Genomic DNA, 17,021 nt, shown 5'->3' with positions numbered 1-17,021 from the left:
GTACTGCACGACCGGTGGTTTCCAGCGGCGCATCAAGCACAAAAGGCACCCTCGGGTGCCTTTTGTCGTTTCTGCCGTGGAGCGGAAAGCTCAGTGCTGGCCTTTCTGCTTCTGCGCGTCGAGCGCTTCCTGCGACTCGAGCCACATCGCATTGATGACGCCGAAGGACAGCGCCACGCCGATGCCGAGGATCCAGGTGAAGTACCACATAGTCAGTCTCCGGAAGAGAGCGGGTCGGTTGCTGCAAGCCGGGCCGAGCGGGACCCGGCGCATGGGTCAGTAAAGCGAATGGCTGTTGTCCTCGAGTACCTTCGGCGTGATCTTGCCGCGCAGCACGCGATAGACCCAGCTGGTGTAGATCAGGATCAGCGGCAGGAACACGATCACGGCCACCAGCATCACCTCGAGCGTCATGTGGCTGGAGGTGGAATCCCAGACCGTCAGGCTGCTGCGCGGGTCGAGCGAGGACGGCATGATGAAGGGAAACATCGAGAAACCGGCCGTCAGGATCACGCCGATGATCAGCAAGCTGGTGGACAGGAAGGCGCTCTTCTCGAAGCGCGAGCAGGCCAGCAGCGCGGCCAGCACGCCGCCGACGAAGGCGATGGCCGGCGCAATCGTCATCCAGGGGTAGCTGTGGTAATTGCTCAGCCACAGCGCGTGGCCGGCCGCGACCTGCTTGAGCAGCGGATTGGCGACGGTGTCGAACGGCGCGGCCTGGGTGATCTGGTAGCCGCCGATCGAGGTGCAGATCAGGGCGCCGGCCAGCGCGAACAGCACGATCGCGACGATCGCGCTGACGCGCAGCGCGCGGGCCGCGCGGCGGGCGATCACGCCTTCGGTCTTCATGCGGATGAAGGCGGCGCCGTGCGCGACCAGCATGCTCAGCGAGACCAGCCCGCAGAGCAGCGCGAACGGGTTCAGCAGCGCCCAGAAGCTGCCCGTGTAGGTGACGCGCAGGTCGCTGTCGAAGGCGAAGGGCACGCCCTGCAGCAGGTTGCCGAAGGCCACGCCGAACACCAGGGCCGGCACGAAGCCGCCGATGAACAGCCCCCAGTCCCAGCCGGCACGCCAGCGCGGGTCGCTGCGCTTGCTGCGGTAGTCGAAGCCGACCGGCCGGAAGAACAGCGCGAACAGCACCAGCAGCATCGCGAAGTAGAAGCCCGAGAACGAGGCGGCGTAGACCAGCGGCCAGGCCGCGAACATCGCGCCGCCGGCCGTGATCAGCCAGACCTGGTTGCCTTCCCAGGTGGCGCCGACCGTGTTGACGATGATGCGGCGCTCGTCGTCGGTCTTGCCGAGGAAGGGCAGCAGGGCGGTGGCGCCCATGTCGAAGCCGTCGGTGAGGGCGAAGCCGATCAGCAGCGTGCCGACGAGCACCCACCAGATCACCTTCAGAGTTGCGTAGTCCATGACGATTCCTTGTGCGGTTTCGGTGAGCCGGGCGCGATCAGGCCGCCGGGGCCGCCTGCTGTTCGTGGTGGTAGCGGCCGGTATGCAGCGAGGACGGGCCGAGGCGCGCGTACTTGAACATCAGCGTGATCTCGATCACGAACAGCGCCGTGTAGAACAGGATGAAGCCGGCGAGGCTCAGGTAGAGATCGGTGGGCGTGAGGCTGGAGGCCGACAGGTGGGTAGGCAGGATGCCGGCGATGGTCCAGGGCTGGCGGCCCACCTCGGCCACCACCCAGCCGAACTCGGCGGCCAGCCACGGCAGCGGGATCGCCCACACGGCCCAGCGCAGGAACCAGCGGCGCTTGGGCAGCAGCAGTTCGCGGCGCGCGCAGAACCAGAAGGCGAGCACGAAGGTGGCGAGGAACATGAAGCCGAGCAGCACCATCAGGCGGAACGAGAAGAACACCGGCGCCACCGGCGGGATGGTCTTCTTCGCGGCTTGCTCGATTTGCTGCGGCGTGGCGTCGGTGACGTTCGCGGTGAACTGCTTGAGCATCAGCCCGTAGCCGAGATAGGTCTTGTGCGCGTCGAAGCTGGCCTGGGTGGCCGCGCTGGTATCGCCGGCCTTGAGCTTCTCGAGTGCCGCGTAGGCGATCATGCCGCTGCGGATGTGGTCCTCGCTGCGCTTGATCAGCTCGTTGAGGCCGACCACCGGCTCGTCGATCGAGCGGGTGGCGATCAGGCCCAGCGCATAGGGAATGCGGATCGCGTAGTCGGTGCGCTGCTCGGCCTGGTTCGGGATCCCGAAGATCGTGAAGGCGGCCGGCGCCGGCGTGGTTTCCCATTCCGATTCGATCGCGGCCAGCTTGACCTGCTGCACTTCGCCGGTGGTGTAGCCCGATTCGTCGCCGAGCACGATCACGCACAGCGTCGAGGCCAGGCCGAAGCCGGCCGCCACCGCGAACGAGCGCAGCGCGAAGGCGGTGTCGCGGCGGCGCAGCAGGTACCAGGAGGAGATGCCCAGCACGAACATCGAGGCCGTCACGTAGCCGGCCGACACGGTATGCACGAACTTGACCTGCGCGACCGGGTTGAACAGCACGTCGAACAGGCTCGACAGTTCCATGCGCATGGTCTGGTAGTTGAACTCGGCGCCCACCGGGTTGTTCATCCAGCCGTTGGCCACCAGGATCCAGAGCGCCGAGAGATTCGAACCGAGTGCCACCAGGAAGGTGACGATCAGGTGCTTGACGCGCGAGAGCTTGTTCCAGCCGAAGAAGAACAGGCCGACGAAGGTCGATTCGAGGAAGAAGGCCATCAGCCCTTCCACCGCGAGGGGCACGCCGAAGATGTCGCCGACGTAGTGCGAGTAGTAGGACCAGTTGGTGCCGAACTGGAATTCGAGCGTGATGCCGGTGGTCACGCCCATCGCGAAGTTGATGCCGAACAGCTTGCCCCAGAACTGGGTCATGTCCTTGTAGACCTGCTTGCCCGTCATCACGTAGACGGTTTCCATGATCACGAGCAGCCAGGACAGGCCGAGCGTGAGCGGGACGAACAGGAAGTGGTAGAGCGCGGTGATGCCGAACTGCAGACGCGACAGGTCGACGACTTCGCTACTGATCATGGTGGGCTCCCTTGGAGGAATCGGGGGCCGTCGGCCCGAGCAGGCGGGCGGCGACGACGGCGGGCGGCAACTGCATGTGCTCGGCCTGCGGGTGATTGAAGAACGCGTACTTGAGGGCCATCAGCAGCACCAGCTTGACGGCCAGCACGACCGACAGGTCGCGCACCAGGGTGGGCCCCCGGGCCCAGGCGATGACGCGTGCACGCAGCGTGGGCCTGGCGTCCTGCGAGGCGGATTTGCGGGTGAGGATCAGCGGCATGATCTGGTGGACGGCGCCCTGAAGTCGTTGGTTTTGAGACGATCGTGGCGCTGGCCGGCGCCGTGGGGAGAACACCAAAATTCTAAAATTGTGCGGTGCGATATTTGCGAATTCATCTGCGGCGGACGGTCGCGAAATGGCCTGCCGCATTTGATGTGTCGCAAGTCTTGATCGAATCGTGTCCGGCTTTGAGAAACAGTAGGGTCGATTGCCGAATATCCCAATTTATAGGTCGAAATCCGGCCCTTGTCAGGTAGATGGCGTTTCGCGCCGAAGCGATCAGGATTGCTGATCGAAAGCGAGGCGCAAAAGGAAAAGGCCCGCTGTCGTGAGACAGCGGGCCTTGGGGGAACTGCGTGGCAGGGCGGCGATCAGCCGGCCGCTCGCGTCATGCGTAGGCGGCGAGCGCGGCGCGCATCTTCTTCATCGCGCTGGCCTCGATCTGGCGGATCCGCTCGGCCGACACGCCGAATTCGGCGGCCAGGTCGTGCAGCGTCGAGCCGCCCGAGCCGTCGTCGTCGACATTGAGCCAGCGCGCCTCGATGATACGGCGGCTGCGCGCGTCGAGCGACTCCAGCGCTTCCGAGATGCCGTCCGTCTGCAGGCGGTCGCGCTGGCGCGAGGCGATCACGGCGGTCGGCTCGTTGTGCGAGTCGGCCAGGTAGGCGATCGGCGCGAAGGATTCCTCGCCGTCGTCGACCTGCCCCTCGAGCGCGATATCGCCGCCCGACAGACGCGTTTCCATCTCGGCGACATCCTCGCGCTTGACGTTCAACTCCTGGGCGAGGCCGTCGATTTCCTCCGGCGTCATCGCCTGCATGCCTTTCTTGTGGCTGCGCAGGTTGAAGAACAGCTTGCGCTGCGCCTTGGTGGTCGCGACCTTCACCATGCGCCAGTTGCGCAGGATGTATTCGTGGATCTCGGCCTTGATCCAGTGGATCGCATACGAGACCAGGCGCACGTTCTGGTTCGGATCGAAGCGCTTGACGGCCTTCATCAGGCCGATATTGCCTTCCTGGATCAGGTCGCCGTGCGGCAGCCCGTAGCCGAGGTAGTTGCGCGCGATCGACACCACCAGGCGAAGGTGCGACAGCACCAGGCGGCGGGCCGATTCGAGATTGTTCTGGTCGCGGAATTCGGTCGCGTACTGGCGCTCTTCCTCGAGCGTCAGCATCGGGATCCGGTTCACCGACTGGATATAGGCGTCGATATTGCCCAGCTGGCCGGGCAGCATCGATTGGGACGCGAGCGCCAGCGAGCCTGCCGACGAGGCCTTCGCAGGCACCGGGCCAAGCGTATTCGGAAGGGTCAGAGCATTGCTCACTTACGTAAACTCCTTTGGAATCAGGGACAAGCCCCGTTACAAGGCGATTCCACGAGCTATCTTAGCACTCTCGCCAAGTGAGTGCTAAAGACTTAGAGGGGGCAGGGCCATTCGAGTTCCCGCAGCTCTATCGAAGTTCTCATGTCGATAGATACTACTCGTTTCTACCTGGGCGCAGCGGATCGTGATCAATTCAATTTGACGTTTTTCCAATCACTTTCCGGCACAGGATTTCGATTCTTGTCGATTGCGAAGCAAACCATTTCGCGAGACGATGCCGATCAGAAATGTCCTTTACCATAAGATGCTGTTCGATTTGAGCCGGACGCGAGACCCGCGCCGGCGCTCCATTCAACCCCGGAATCTGGAGTGAAGGATGCAGAACAAGAAAAGTCTCAGGGCGGGACGGTGGCTGGCCGGCACGGTGCTGGCCGCCACCCTGGCGGGCGGCTCGAACGCCGCGTTCGCCGACCGCTGGGGGGTACAGCTCGCGGGCGGCATCGCCGACCACGACATGAAGAAGGTCGATCTCGGCGTGGTCTGGGATCCGGGCTGGTCCTGGTGGCAGATGGGCGACTGGCATTTCACCTTCGTGATGGAAGGCCACGCCTCGTACTGGCATTACGGCGGCGATCACGCCGTCAATGCCAACATCGGCGAATTCGGGGTCACGCCGGTGTTCCGCTTCATCAAGCGCAGCGGCGCGATCCGGCCGTTCTTCGAGGCCGGCGTGGGCCTGCGCCTGCTGACCCACCCGACCATCGCGACCAACTACACGATGTCGACGGCGTTCCAGTTCGCCGACATGGTCGGCGTCGGCGCGCAGTTCGGCGGCCACCAGCAGTACCAGGCCGGCTTTCGCTTCCAGCACGAGTCGAACGCCAGTATCAAAGATCCGAATCCTGGTATAAATTTCAGCCAAATCTACGTGCAGTACAACTTCTGAACGGCACGCGCCCGGCGCGCGGAGTCTGGGAGTGCGGCGATGATGGCGAAAGTGATCGAGGCGATCCGTGCACTGGAGCGCGACCGGTTCCGCGCGATGGTCGATGGCGATGGCGAGGCGCTCGACGCCTTGCTCTCGGAACACGTCTACTACGTGCATACCAATGGCAAGCGCGAGTCGAAACAGCAGTTCATCGACGCGATCACCGCCGGCCGGCGCCGTTATCGTCAGATCGAAGTGCAGTCGCAGGACGTGATGCCGGTCGGTGGCGAGGCGTTTGTCGTCACCGGCCGCGTGATCGTCGAGCTCGAGGCGAACAACGGCGGCATCGTCTTCCCGATCGCCTATACCGCGCTACAGGCCCAGGAAAGCGGGCAGTGGCGCTTGCTGGCCTGGCATGCCACGCGCTGCGCGACCGAAGCCTGAAGCCCCGCGGTGGCGGGACGCTGGTGAATGCGGTTGGCATTCGTCGGCATTCGAAGCGGCCTGCTGGGCCGCTTTTTCATTGCGCGGCGCCGAGGATCGCTCGACGTCGCGCCGGTCGCGCAAGGCGTGCCGGCCGGGCCATGGTTGATGAGGCTTGATCGGGTTCAGGCCGCCGCGCGGCGGTCCGAGCAATGCCAGTCCGAGCGGTTGATCGAGCTGGCGAGCGCATCGATGGCGGCCACCACGGCTTCCTCGTGCGCGCCGACGCCGTAACGCATCGGCGCGTCGCCCATCCTGGCGCCGACGAATACGGCCACGCGGCCGTCGACGGTGCGCGCCGACTCGACCGAGACGATCTCGATCGTGGTGCCTGCCGCGTTCGCGAATGCCGCGGCGGCATGCGCGACCACCGCTTCCTCGCCGGCGTCACCGGGAATCGCGGCACCCGCGGCAATCTCGTGGCGCTGCCAGCTCATGGTGCCGCCGTTGCGCGCGGCCGGCCCGGTGGTCTCGAAATACTCGCGACGGAACAGCGAGCAGATCGCGTCGCCCGTCACCTCCTCGCCCGAGCGATCGGCCACCGTCTGCACCGCGTGGCTGAACTCGATCTGCACGCGGCGCGGCGGCGTGAAGCCCATGCCGCGCTCGAGCAGATAGGTCGCCCCGCCCTTGCCCGACTGGCTGTTGACGCGGATCACGGCGTCGTAGCTGCGGCCGAGGTCGGCCGGGTCGATCGGCAGGTAGGGCACTTCCCAGATCGCGTCGGGACGCTGCTGGGCGAGACCCTTGCGGATCGCATCCTGGTGCGAGCCCGAGAAGGCCGTGAACACCAGGTCGCCCGCATAGGGATGGCGCGGATGCACCGGCAACTGGTTGCAGCGCTCGACCACGCGGCGCACCGCGTCGATGTCGGAGAAGTCGAGGCCCGGGTCGATGCCCTGCGTGTAGAGGTTGAGCGCGAGCGTGACGAGATCGACGTTGCCGGTGCGCTCGCCGTTGCCGAACAGGCAGCCTTCGATGCGATCGGCGCCGGCCAGCAGGGCGAGCTCGGCGGCGGCCACGGCGGTGCCGCGGTCGTTGTGCGGATGCACCGACAGGACGATGCTGTCGCGGTAGCCGAGGTTGCGGTCCATCCATTCGATCTGGTCGGCGAACACGTTCGGCGTGGCGGCCTCGACGGTGGCCGGCAGGTTCACGATCATCTTGTGATCGCGGGTCGGGCGCCAGGTCTGGGCGACCGCGTCGCACACCTCGCGGGCAAAGGCCAGCTCGGTCATGCTGAAGGTCTCGGGCGAGTACTGGTAGGTCCAGTGCGTGCCGGGGCGCGCCTGCGCCTGCTCCTTGATCATGCGCGTGCCGTCCACCGCGAGCGCCTTGACCTGCTCTTTCGAGAGCCCGAACACGATCTTGCGGAACGACGGGCTGATCGCGTTGTAGAGATGGACGATCGCGCGCGAGGCGCCGTCGAGCGCTTCGAAGGTGCGGGCGATCAGGTCCTCGCGCGACTGCACCAGCACCTCGATGGTCACGTCGTCGGGAATCCGCTTCTCGTCGATCAGCTTGCGCACGAAGTCGAAGTCGGTCTGCGAGGCCGAGGGAAAACCGACTTCGATTTCCTTGAAACCGATCGCGACCAGCATCTCGAAGAACTCGAGCTTCTGCTCGATGCTCATCGGCTCGATCAAGGACTGGTTGCCGTCGCGCAGATCGGTGCTCATCCAGATCGGCGCCTGCTCGATGCTGCGGGTCGGCCACTTGCGGCCGGTGAGTCGGACGGGTTCGAAGGGGCGGTACTTGTCGGCGGGGTTGCGCTTCATCTTGGCCTCGAGGCGATTCAGTCGCGAGCGAAGACGGGCGGCAACGGATCAGGTGGCGCTGCCTGCGCACGGCCGCGCGAGTTCGCGTGACCGATGCGGCGGATCTTCGCGGTCGCCCGACGGATGGACGGACGACGGCTGACGACTACGGGTTTTAAAAAACGACGAGAAGGAACTGCGAGAACTGCTCAGGGGGGACCGTGCGGGGTGCACGGCGCTACGACAGCTTTACGCTAGTCGTAGCGATAGCGACCGCGCTAGGCGGCCGGAGGTAATTCGGAGGGGGTTCGGAAAGGAACGCATGGCGACAACTTTATGCGATGTCGTTTCGCGTTGTCAATCGGTCGAGTGGCGGCAGCCTGTCGCGATTCGGACAGGTCTTGCCGCGGATCGGACGTGAAGAGATAGGACGATACGATCGAGACCCGAATAGGTGGTCCGGCAGGCGATGCCTGGGGAGGCACCGGCTGCCGGAGCCCGAGTTTCGACGGTAGCCCGGTTCAGCCCTCGATGCGCGCCACGCGCAGGATCGTCTCGACCTGCCGCGCCAGCGCCTCGGGCACGGCCACCTCGCCGGCCAGCGCCGCGCGGGTCCAGGCGGCCGTGGTGGCCGCGTCCCTCGACTCGGGCAGCTCCACCGGCGGCGCGTCGGGCGAGGACCGCTCCGGCGCGACCAGCGTCTCGCAGAGCCCGTCGTGCAGCCAGTCGACCTGCACCTGCCGGCGCGTGTCGGCCACGGCTTCGCCCTCGGTGCCGCGCGCGAGCAGCGCGCCGCCCGCGGCCGCCTCGGGATGTTCGCGGAACAACTGAGCGAGACTGTCGCGGTAGGGTGGATGCGTGTAGTTGACGAGCCGCAGCCCGAGCGGCGCGAACGGCTGCAGCAGCTTGACCAGCGTATGCGTGGAGTTGCGCACGCCGAGCACGCGGCGCAGCGCGAGCAGCCGCGCGAGCTTCGGCGCCAGCGCCTCGAGCGGCATGAAGGCGACCCGGCGCGCGGCCAGGTCGCGCTCGGCATCGGCATGCGAGGCCGCAGCCGGCATCGCCAGTTCGGCGAAGATCTCGGCGCTGGTCACGCGACCCGGATCGACGCTGACGCCATGCACCAGCACCGGCACGCCCTCGCGAGCCAGCAGCAGGGCCAGCAGCGGCACCAGGTTGGGCTGCTTGCGCGCGCCGTTGTAGCTCGGGATCGACACCGGCCGATAGGCGCCGCGCTCGCTCGCGAGCGGCGCGAAAGAGGCTTGTGCCGCCGCCAGCATCGCGGCCAGCTCCTCGGCCGTCTCGCCCTTGAGCCGGTAGGCGATCAGCACCGCGCCCAGCTCGACGTCCGAGACGCGGCCGTCGAGCATGGCCTGGTAGAGCGCGAAGGTGTCCTCGGGCGACAGCGCGCGGGCGCCATGCGGGCCGCGGCCGATCTCCTTGATGAAGCGGGCGCAGGCAAACGGTTCGAGCGGGGCGGAGTGGGGGCGGACGTCGGTCATCGAGGCGTGGGGGCTTGGGGCTCGGGCCTCGCCTTGACGCGCCGTCGCCCGGATCTGCGGGAAGCCCACTGAGTACCGCATTTGCCGGATTCTGGCAAGCACGCGGCCCGGTTGCGCCATGGTCGAAGGCGGGCTCCAGGCCTAGGCGCCGTGACGGAAACCGGCACAATGACGCATCCATTCCCGCGTCGATTCCATGAGGGACCGCAACCGATGAAGCTCTACGGCTATTTCCGCAGCTCCGCCTCGTTTCGCGTGCGCATCGCGCTGCACCTGAAGGGGCTGCCCTTCGACTACCAGGCCGTGCACATGCTGCGTGGCGGCGGCGAGCAGTTGCGCGACGACTACCGCGCGCTGAATCCCGACGCGCTGGTGCCGACCCTCGTCGATGGCGCCGTCACCTTGCAGCAGTCGCTGGCGATCCTCGAGTATCTCGACGAGACCGTGCCCGAGCCGCCGCTGCTGCCGCGTTCGCCGGCCGATCGCGCGCATGTGCGGGCGATCGCGCTGCAGATCGCCTGCGAGATCCATCCGCTCGACAACCTGCGCGTGCTGCGCTACCTGAAGCGCACGCTCGGCGTGGCCGAGGAGCCCAAGAACGCCTGGTACCGGCACTGGATCGAGCAGGGTTTCGCGACGCTGGAGGCCAAGCTCGCCGCGGATCCACGCACCGGCAAGCTTTGCTACGGCGATACGCCCACGCAGGCCGACCTGTGCCTGATCCCGCAGATCTACAACGCGCAGCGTTTCGAGGTCGACCTGGCGCCCTATCCGACGCTGGCGCGCATCCACGCGCATGCGATGACGCTCGATGCATTTCGCGCGGCGGCGCCCGAGGCGCAGCCGGATGCGGAATAACGAAGCGACGTTGGCGACGAAAAGGAAAAAGGACGCCGAGGCGTCCTTTCCTGTTTCCTGACGAGGCCGGGCTCAGCCCAGCAGCGCGTCGGTGAACTCCTCGGCATTGAAGGGCTGCAGGTCCTCCACCTTCTCGCCGACGCCGATGAAGTAGACCGGCACCGGCCGCTGCCGCGCGATCGCGGCGAGGATGCCGCCCTTCGCGGTGCCGTCGAGCTTGGTGACGATCAGGCCGGTGAGGCCCAGCGCGTCGTCGAAGGCCTTTACCTGGGCGAGCGCGTTCTGGCCGGTGTTGGCGTCGATCACCAGCAGCACCTCGTGCGGCGCGTCGGCCTGTGCCTTGCCGATCACGCGCTTGACCTTGCGCAGCTCCTCCATCAGGTGCAGCTGGGTGGGCAGGCGGCCCGCCGTATCGGCCATCACCACGTTGATCTTGCGCGCGCGCGCGGCGCCCACCGCGTCGAAGATCACCGCGGCCGGATCGCCGCTTTCCTGCTGCACCACCGTCACGTTGTTGCGCTCGCCCCAGATCGCGAGCTGCTCGCGCGCGGCGGCGCGGAAGGTGTCGCCGGCGGCCAGCAGCACCGACTGGTCGAAGCTCTGCAGGTGCTTGGCCAGCTTGCCGATGCTGGTGGTCTTGCCGGCGCCGTTGACGCCCGCGATCATCATCACCAGCGGCTGCGCGCGGCCCAGCATCAGCGACTTCTCGAGCGGCGCGAGCAGCGCGATCAGCAGGCCGCGCAGGGCCGCCTTGACCTGCTGCGGATCGGTCAGCCGCTCGGCCTTGACCTTCTCGCGCAGCGCGCCGAGCAGGTACTCGGTGGCGTCGACGCCGGCGTCGGACATCAGCAGCGCGGTCTCGAGCTCCTCGTAGAGATCCTCGTCGATCTTGGTGCTGACGAACACGCTGGTCAGGCTCGAACTGGTCTTCGACAGGCCCGAGCGCAGGCGCGCGATCCAGGATTTCTTGGCGGCCGGCTCCGGCGCGGGCGGCGGCACGATCTCGACGGCCGTGACGGCCTGCGCTTCGTCTTCGTGCGCGGCGGCGGGGAGAGCAGGGGCGACTTGCGCGGGCGCGGCCGGCTCGACCGGAACCGCCGGCGCCGGCGTCGGCGCGGCGACCCGCTCGACGGGCCGGGGCGCTTCGGTCGCGGGCGCCTCGGCGTCGTCCTGCCGGTCCGTCGGCGCGTCCTGGTCGTCGGTCGGCGCGCCGTCGGCCTTCGAGCCGATCAATCGTTTGAAGAAGCTGAACATGGTCTGCTGGCTTGGGGGAAGAGGGGCGGGAACGCGGCGGCTCGGCCGGCGACCCAAAACGCGTGATTTTATCAGGCGCATCATGCCGCGCGTCGTGTCGAGCGCGGCGAGGCCCGTCGCCGGCTGTGGTAACGTGCGCCTGTTCCGGGCCCCGAGCCCGTCCCGATCACCCCGTTCCAGCCGATTTCGTATGCCCCGTTCGCCCTCCGCCCGCCCGTCCGCCAGCGCCGCCCGCGGCAAGCCGCACTCGGTGCGCATCATCGGCGGCGAGTGGAAACGCACGCCGCTGCCGGTACTCGACCTCGACGGCCTGCGTCCCACGCCCGATCGCGTGCGCGAGACGCTGTTCAACTGGCTCGGCCAGGATCTCGACGGCCGCCGCTGCCTCGACCTGTTCGCCGGCACCGGCGCGCTCGGTTTCGAGGCCGCCTCGCGCGGCGCGGCCAGTGTGGTGATGGTGGAGCGCAATGCGCGCGCGGCCGGGCAATTGCGCGCGATTCGCGAGAAGCTGTCGGCGCGCAACGTGGAAGTGGCCGAGGCCGACGCGCTGCGGCTCGCGGCGGGCCTGGCGCCCGCTTCGTTCGAGGTGGTGTTCCTCGATCCGCCCTTCGGCGATGCGGAACTGTTCGCGCGCGCCCTGACGCTCGCGGCGCGGCTGGTCGCGCCGGGCGGCGACCTGTACGTGGAATCGGGCGAGCCGCTCGATCCCGCCGGGCACGAGGCGCTGGCCGGCTGGGTGGTGACGCGCGAGGGCAAGGCCGGCGCGGTCCACTATCATTTGCTGCAACGCGAAAATGATGAATAATGCGCGTTTCCAACGAGGCGCCGCGCGTGATCCGCGACGTGCGCCCATCACGGCGGCGGCGCGCGAACCGTCTTGCTGCTGCCCCAATTGCAAGTTCACAGGAGGAGCGACATGGTAGTCGCCGTGTACCCGGGTACGTTCGATCCGCTGACGCGCGGGCACGAGGATCTCGTGCGACGCGCCTCGAGCATTTTTGATACGCTGGTCGTCGGCGTGGCCGACAGCCGGGCGAAAAAGCCGTTCTTCTCGCTCGAGGAGCGCCTGAAGATCGCGAACGAGGTGCTCGGCCATTATCCGAACGTGAAGGTGATGGGCTTCACGGGCCTCCTGAAGGACTTCGTGCGCGCCAACAACGCGCGCGTGATCGTCAGGGGGCTGCGCGCCGTCTCCGATTTCGAGTACGAGTTCCAGATGGCCGGCATGAACCGCTATCTGTTGCCCGACGTCGAGACCATGTTCATGACGCCGTCCGACCAGTACCAGTTCATCTCGGGCACCATCGTGCGCGAGATCGCCCAGCTGGGCGGCGATGTCAGCAAGTTCGTATTCCCCTCGGTCGAGAAGTGGCTGACCGAGAAGGTGGCCGCGATGGGCCAGCAGCCGGCCGCGTGAGGCGCGAGGCTTCGTCGCCGGCCCAGCAGCATGTGCCGGCGCGAGGCCGGCGGAAGTGAGACCAGCATGGCTTTGATGATTACCGACGAGTGCATCAATTGCGACGTGTGCGAGCCCGAGTGCCCGAACGGCGCGATTTCGATGGGTCCGGACATCTACGTGATCGATCCGAACAAGTGCACCGAATGTGTCGGCCACTTCGACGAACCGCAGTGCCAGCAGGTCTGCCCCGTCGAATGCATTCCGCGCGATCCGCAGCATGCGGAGACGCAGGACCAGTTGATGGCGAAGTACCGCCTGCTGATCGCCTCGGGCGACGAAGGCGGCACCTCGTCCTGAGCCGGCGCCGGCGCGCTTCAGGCTCGCTCGACGATTGGCGAGAGCCGACATGAAACAGGCCGATGGGCGTTTGCCCATCGGCCTGTTTTCGTTTGGCGGTCCATAGCGGGCCGCCGCGGCTCGGCGAGCAGGCCCGCGCGGTCTCCTCAGCCCAGCAGTTCGCGCAGCGCGGCCACCAGCGCCTCGCATTCCGCGTCGGTGCCGATCGTGATCCGCAGGTACTGGTCGATGCGCGGCAGCTTGAAGTGCCGAACGAAGATCTCACGCGCCTTCAGCGCGGCGGCGAGCTGACCCGCGTCGTGGCCGGGATGGCGCGCGAACACGAAGTTCGCGGCCGAGGGCACGATCTCGAAGCCGAGGCTCGTCAGCGCGGCGTCCAGGCGCGCACGGCTCTCGATCACGCGCGCGCAGCCGGCCTCGAAATAGTCGCGATCCTCGTAGGCGGCCTGGGCGGCGACCTGGGCGAGCCGGTCCAGCGGATAGGAGTTGAAGCTGTCCTTGACGCGGTTGAGCGCCTCGATCAGTTGCGCGTCGCCAAAGGCGAACCCCACCCGCATGCCGGCCAGCGAACGTGCCTTCGAGGTGGTGTGCACCACCAGCAGGTTCGGATGGCGGGCGATCAGCGAGATCGCCGATTCCGCGCCGAAATCGACATAGGCCTCGTCGACCACCACCACCGCGTCGGGATTGCCCGCCACGATCCGCTCCACGTCGGCGAGCGGCAGGGCGCGGCCGGTGGGCGCGTTCGGATTCGGGAACAGCACGCCGCCGTTGCCGCCGAGATAGTCCTCCACGCGGATCGAGAAGTCCTCGGCGAGCGGCACCGCCTCGTATTCGACGCCGTACAGGCGCGCGTAGGTCGGGTAGAAGCTGTAGGTGATGTCGGGGAAGCGGATCGGCCGCTCGTGCTGGAGCAGGGCCTGGAAGGTATGGGCGAGCACCTCGTCGGAGCCGTTGCCGACGAATACCTGGTCCGGGCTCAGGCCGTGATGCGCGGCGACGGTCTCGCGCAGGCCGCGCGCGAGCGGGTCGGGATAGCGGCGCAGCGATTCGCCGGCCTCGCCGAGCTCCCGCGCGATCGCCGCGACCACGCGCGGCGAGGGCGGATATGGGTTCTCGTTGGTGTTCAGCTTGACGGGGTTCGCCAGCGCCGGCTGTTCGCCCGGCACATAGGGAACGAGCTGCTGAACGATCTTGCTCCAATAACGGCTCACCACGGGCTCCTGACTGAAAACGTGCAGCTTAACGCAGGCGGCGCGCGCCGGGCGTGTCGCTGCGGGCATGGAAAGGGCGAACGGGCTCGCGCCGCTCAGGCGCCGTTGCGATGCAGCTGCATCACCGCGCGCTCGGTTTCGCCCTTCACGAAGATCGGCATCACGGCGAGCGAGCGCTCGATCGAGGCGTCGATCACCTCCTGTTCCTCGCGGCGCGGCGGCTTCAGCACGAAGTTCGCCACGTCGGGCTTGGCGCCGGCACGCGCGCCCTCGGGGATCAGCTCGCGCGGATGGCCGATGCCGATTCGCAGTCGCCAGTATTGCTGCGAGGACAGATGCGCCGAGATGTCCTTCAGGCCGTTGTGGCCGCCGCTGCCGCCGCCGAGCTTGAGCTTGACCGAGCCGGGCGGCAGGTCGAGTTCGTCGTGCGCGACCAGGATCTCGTCGGGCAGGATCTTGAAGAACTGCGCCACCGCGACCACCGATTGGCCGGAGCGGTTCATGTAGGTCTGCGGCTCGAGCAGGTGCACCTCCTCGCCATACAGCCGTGCCTTGGCGTAATGGCCGTGGAAGCGTCGCTCGTCGCGCAGCGATGCGCCGGCTTCGCGTGCGAGCTGGTCGACCAGCCAGAAGCCGGCGTTGTGGCGCGTCGCCGTGTATTCGGCGCCCGGATTGCCGAGGCCGACGATCAGTTTGATCATGATGTTGAGGCCGCAAGAATGAAAAAACCCGCCGGGCGAGCCGCGGCGGGTTGCTTCGACCGTCCATCCCGCGACGGTTCGAATGTGCTGGACAGCTTAGGCAGCCGGCGTTTCGCCTTCGCCTGCAGCAGCTTCGTCCGACACGGCGCCGGCCGGGATCGTCGCGGTCGCGATCACCGGGTTTTCGGCGTCGACATGCGCGACCAGCGAGACGCCGTTCGGCAGCACGATGTCCTTGGCGTGGACCGATTGACCGGCTTCCAGCTTCGACAGGTCGACTTCCAGGAATTCCGGCAGGGCGGCCGGCAGGCACTCGATGTCGAGTTCCACGACCACGTGCGAGACGACGGCGCTCGACAGCTTCACGGCCGGGCTGACTTCGGCGTTCAGGAAGTGGACCGGCACCTTGGTGTGCAGCTTCTTCGATGCATCGACGCGCTGGAAGTCCACGTGCAGCACGAGCTGGCGGAACGGATGGTATTGCACGTCACGCAGCAGCACGTTTTGCGACTTGCCGGCCACTTCGAGGTCGAGGATCGACGAGTGGAAGGCTTCCTTCTTCAGGGCGTGCCACAGGGCGTTGTGATCGAGTTCGATCATTTGCGGGGCAGCTTCGCCACCGTAGACGATACCCGTGGTCTTGCCAGCGTTGCGCAGGCGGCGGCTCGCACCCGTACCTTGCAGTGTGCGCTCGAAAGCGACGACTTTCATGAGATTCTCCATTGCTGCCCGCGACCAGGCAGTTGAGCGAGGCCTTGCGGCCCCAAGAAACCGGCCCGGGTTTCGTCCTTCCGGGCCGTTTGTGCAAAAAGCGAAGCATTCAGGCTTCGCTTTTTGCGGACTACCGAATTCGTGTGATCGCCGGGATCAGGACTCGGCGAACAGCGACATCACCGAATCGCCGCGGCGAATGCGCGCGAAGGTTTCGGCGAGCAGATCGGCGCTCGACAGCGCGCGGATCTTGGCGCAGCCGAGCGATTCGGCGCTCAGCGGGATGGTGTCGGTCACGACCAGTTCGTCGAGTTCCGAGGCGTCGATCCGTGCTGCCGCGCCGCCCGACAGCACCGGGTGCGTCGCGTAGGCGAACACGCGCTTGGCGCCGCGCTGCTTGAGCACTTGCGCGGCCTTGCAGAGCGTGCCGGCGGTATCGACCATGTCGTCCATGATCACGCAGGTGCGGCCTTCGACTTCACCGATGATGTTCATCACCTCGGCGACGTTCGCCTTCGGGCGACGCTTGTCGATGATCGCGAGATCGCAGTTCAGTTGCTTGGCCAGTGCCCGGGCGCGCACCACGCCGCCGACGTCCGGCGACACCACCAGCAGGTCCGGGTGGTTCTGCTTGCGCAGGTCGCCCAGCAGGATCGGCGTGGCGTAGATGTTGTCGACCGGGATGTCGAAGAAGCCCTGGATCTGGTCGGCATGCAGATCCATCGTGATGATCCGCTCGACGCCGGCGATTTCCAGCATGTTCGCGACGATCTTCGCGGAGATCGCGACGCGCGCCGAACGCGGGCGGCGATCCTGACGCGCATAGCCGAAGTAGGGGATGGCGGCGGTGATCCGGCCGGCGGATGCGCGCTTGAGCGCATCGACCATGATCATCAGTTCCATCAGGTTGTCGTTCGTCGGTGCGCAGGTGGACTGCAGGACGAAACAGTCCTTGCCGCGCACGTTTTCCTGGATCTCGACCTGGATTTCGCCGTCGGAGAAACGGCTGACCATGGCCTTGCCAAGCGGAATACCGAGATTGTCGACGACTTTCTGCGCAAGCGCGGGGTTCGCGTTGCCAGTGAAAACCATCAGGCCGTCATGGCTGCTCATCATGAACCTGCTTCGGGCTGGGGGCGGGAATAACTGAGGAAACTTTGGCAGGGGAGGAAGGACTCGAACCCTCGCATGCCGGAATCAAAATCCGGTGCCTTGACCAACTTGGCGACTCCCCTACACTCAACTTTGAGCT

18 protein-coding genes and 1 tRNA gene are annotated in these 17,021 nt (G+C 66.7%); 6 read left to right on the top strand and 13 right to left on the bottom strand.

Features of this window, described 5'->3' with window-relative positions; genetic code table 11:
• Positions 1-90 precede the first annotated feature (90 nt).
• The 5 genes from cydX to rpoH all read right to left on the bottom strand — a co-directional run bounded on the left by cydX (position 91) and on the right by rpoH (position 4,605).
• The gene (cydX, locus tag BM43_RS21840; protein WP_013699435.1) at positions 91-210 is read right to left on the bottom strand and encodes a cytochrome bd-I oxidase subunit CydX; all 120 of its coding nucleotides are present in this window, start codon (positions 208-210) and stop codon (positions 91-93) included.
• 66 nt (positions 211-276) lie between these two features.
• Entirely contained in the window at positions 277-1,413 is a 1,137-nt protein-coding gene (gene cydB / locus BM43_RS21835; RefSeq protein WP_036049120.1) for a cytochrome d ubiquinol oxidase subunit II, read from the bottom strand.
• Positions 1,414-1,450: 37 nt separating this feature from the next.
• Complete coding sequence (locus tag BM43_RS21830) at positions 1,451-3,022, bottom strand: cytochrome ubiquinol oxidase subunit I (protein WP_036049121.1); 1,572 nt, start codon at positions 3,020-3,022, stop codon at positions 1,451-1,453.
• Positions 3,012-3,281: a cytochrome oxidase putative small subunit CydP gene (cydP, locus tag BM43_RS21825; RefSeq protein ID WP_013699432.1), complete on the bottom strand. Its 270-nt coding sequence runs from the start codon at positions 3,279-3,281 to the stop codon at positions 3,012-3,014. Before cydP ends, BM43_RS21830 begins: the two co-directional genes overlap by 11 nt.
• Positions 3,282-3,669: 388 nt before the next feature.
• Positions 3,670-4,605: an RNA polymerase sigma factor RpoH gene (gene rpoH, locus BM43_RS21820; protein WP_017918778.1), complete on the bottom strand. Its 936-nt coding sequence runs from the start codon at positions 4,603-4,605 to the stop codon at positions 3,670-3,672.
• Positions 4,606-4,981: 376 nt separating this feature from the next.
• Here rpoH and BM43_RS21815 point away from each other — a divergent pair, with 376 nt between their 5' ends.
• Both BM43_RS21815 and BM43_RS21810 read left to right on the top strand, forming a co-directional pair.
• Complete coding sequence (locus BM43_RS21815; RefSeq protein WP_013699430.1) at positions 4,982-5,551, top strand: acyloxyacyl hydrolase; 570 nt, start codon at positions 4,982-4,984, stop codon at positions 5,549-5,551.
• A 39-nt stretch (positions 5,552-5,590) separates the two neighbouring features.
• Entirely contained in the window at positions 5,591-5,977 is a 387-nt protein-coding gene (locus BM43_RS21810; protein WP_013699429.1) for a nuclear transport factor 2 family protein, read from the top strand.
• A gap of 164 nt (positions 5,978-6,141) precedes the next feature.
• On the opposite strand, the gene leuA is transcribed toward BM43_RS21810, so the two are convergent.
• Both leuA and ybiB read right to left on the bottom strand, forming a co-directional pair.
• On the bottom strand, positions 6,142-7,794 hold the full coding sequence (leuA, locus tag BM43_RS21805) for a 2-isopropylmalate synthase (protein WP_025097017.1): 1,653 nt from the start codon (positions 7,792-7,794) through the stop codon (positions 6,142-6,144).
• Between the two features lie 500 nt (positions 7,795-8,294).
• On the bottom strand, positions 8,295-9,275 hold the full coding sequence (gene ybiB, locus BM43_RS21800) for a DNA-binding protein YbiB (RefSeq protein ID WP_036049124.1): 981 nt from the start codon (positions 9,273-9,275) through the stop codon (positions 8,295-8,297).
• Between the two features lie 213 nt (positions 9,276-9,488).
• On the opposite strand from ybiB, the gene maiA reads away from it, so the two are divergent.
• The gene (gene maiA, locus BM43_RS21795; protein WP_036036220.1) at positions 9,489-10,133 is read left to right on the top strand and encodes a maleylacetoacetate isomerase; all 645 of its coding nucleotides are present in this window, start codon (positions 9,489-9,491) and stop codon (positions 10,131-10,133) included.
• 72 nt (positions 10,134-10,205) lie between these two features.
• Here maiA and ftsY read toward each other — a convergent pair whose 3' ends face one another.
• Positions 10,206-11,387, bottom strand: coding sequence for a signal recognition particle-docking protein FtsY (ftsY, locus tag BM43_RS21790; protein ID WP_036049127.1), 1,182 nt, complete (start codon positions 11,385-11,387; stop codon positions 10,206-10,208).
• A 190-nt stretch (positions 11,388-11,577) separates the two neighbouring features.
• Here ftsY and rsmD point away from each other — a divergent pair, with 190 nt between their 5' ends.
• From rsmD to BM43_RS21775, 3 genes are all read left to right on the top strand, one after another.
• Positions 11,578-12,192 (top strand): 16S rRNA (guanine(966)-N(2))-methyltransferase RsmD, encoded by a 615-nt coding sequence (gene rsmD, locus BM43_RS21785; protein ID WP_025097013.1) that lies wholly within the window; start codon positions 11,578-11,580, stop codon positions 12,190-12,192.
• Between the two features lie 111 nt (positions 12,193-12,303).
• Complete coding sequence (coaD, locus tag BM43_RS21780; protein ID WP_013699423.1) at positions 12,304-12,804, top strand: pantetheine-phosphate adenylyltransferase; 501 nt, start codon at positions 12,304-12,306, stop codon at positions 12,802-12,804.
• 66 nt (positions 12,805-12,870) lie between these two features.
• Positions 12,871-13,143 carry a YfhL family 4Fe-4S dicluster ferredoxin gene (locus BM43_RS21775; RefSeq protein ID WP_013699422.1) on the top strand — a complete coding sequence of 91 codons (273 nt, stop codon included), beginning with the start codon at positions 12,871-12,873 and terminating at the stop codon, positions 13,141-13,143.
• Positions 13,144-13,289: 146 nt separating this feature from the next.
• On the opposite strand, the gene hisC is transcribed toward BM43_RS21775, so the two are convergent.
• The 5 genes from hisC to BM43_RS21750 form a co-directional block, all read right to left on the bottom strand.
• Positions 13,290-14,357: a histidinol-phosphate transaminase gene (gene hisC, locus BM43_RS21770; RefSeq protein ID WP_017918296.1), complete on the bottom strand. Its 1,068-nt coding sequence runs from the start codon at positions 14,355-14,357 to the stop codon at positions 13,290-13,292.
• Positions 14,358-14,452: 95 nt separating this feature from the next.
• Positions 14,453-15,058, bottom strand: coding sequence for an aminoacyl-tRNA hydrolase (gene pth / locus BM43_RS21765; protein WP_025097010.1), 606 nt, complete (start codon positions 15,056-15,058; stop codon positions 14,453-14,455).
• A gap of 96 nt (positions 15,059-15,154) precedes the next feature.
• The gene (locus BM43_RS21760) at positions 15,155-15,769 is read right to left on the bottom strand and encodes a 50S ribosomal protein L25/general stress protein Ctc (protein WP_013699419.1); all 615 of its coding nucleotides are present in this window, start codon (positions 15,767-15,769) and stop codon (positions 15,155-15,157) included.
• A gap of 156 nt (positions 15,770-15,925) precedes the next feature.
• Positions 15,926-16,882, bottom strand: coding sequence for a ribose-phosphate pyrophosphokinase (locus BM43_RS21755; RefSeq protein WP_025097008.1), 957 nt, complete (start codon positions 16,880-16,882; stop codon positions 15,926-15,928).
• A gap of 45 nt (positions 16,883-16,927) precedes the next feature.
• Positions 16,928-17,004: transfer RNA gene (locus BM43_RS21750), tRNA-Gln, on the bottom strand.
• Between the last annotated feature and the right edge of the window lie 17 nt (positions 17,005-17,021).

It is taken from the genome of Burkholderia gladioli, assembly GCF_000959725.1.
Lineage (GTDB): Bacteria > Pseudomonadota > Gammaproteobacteria > Burkholderiales > Burkholderiaceae > Burkholderia > Burkholderia gladioli.
Note: the sequence above shows the minus strand (reverse complement) of the source record. Positions and strands in the feature narration are given on the sequence as shown.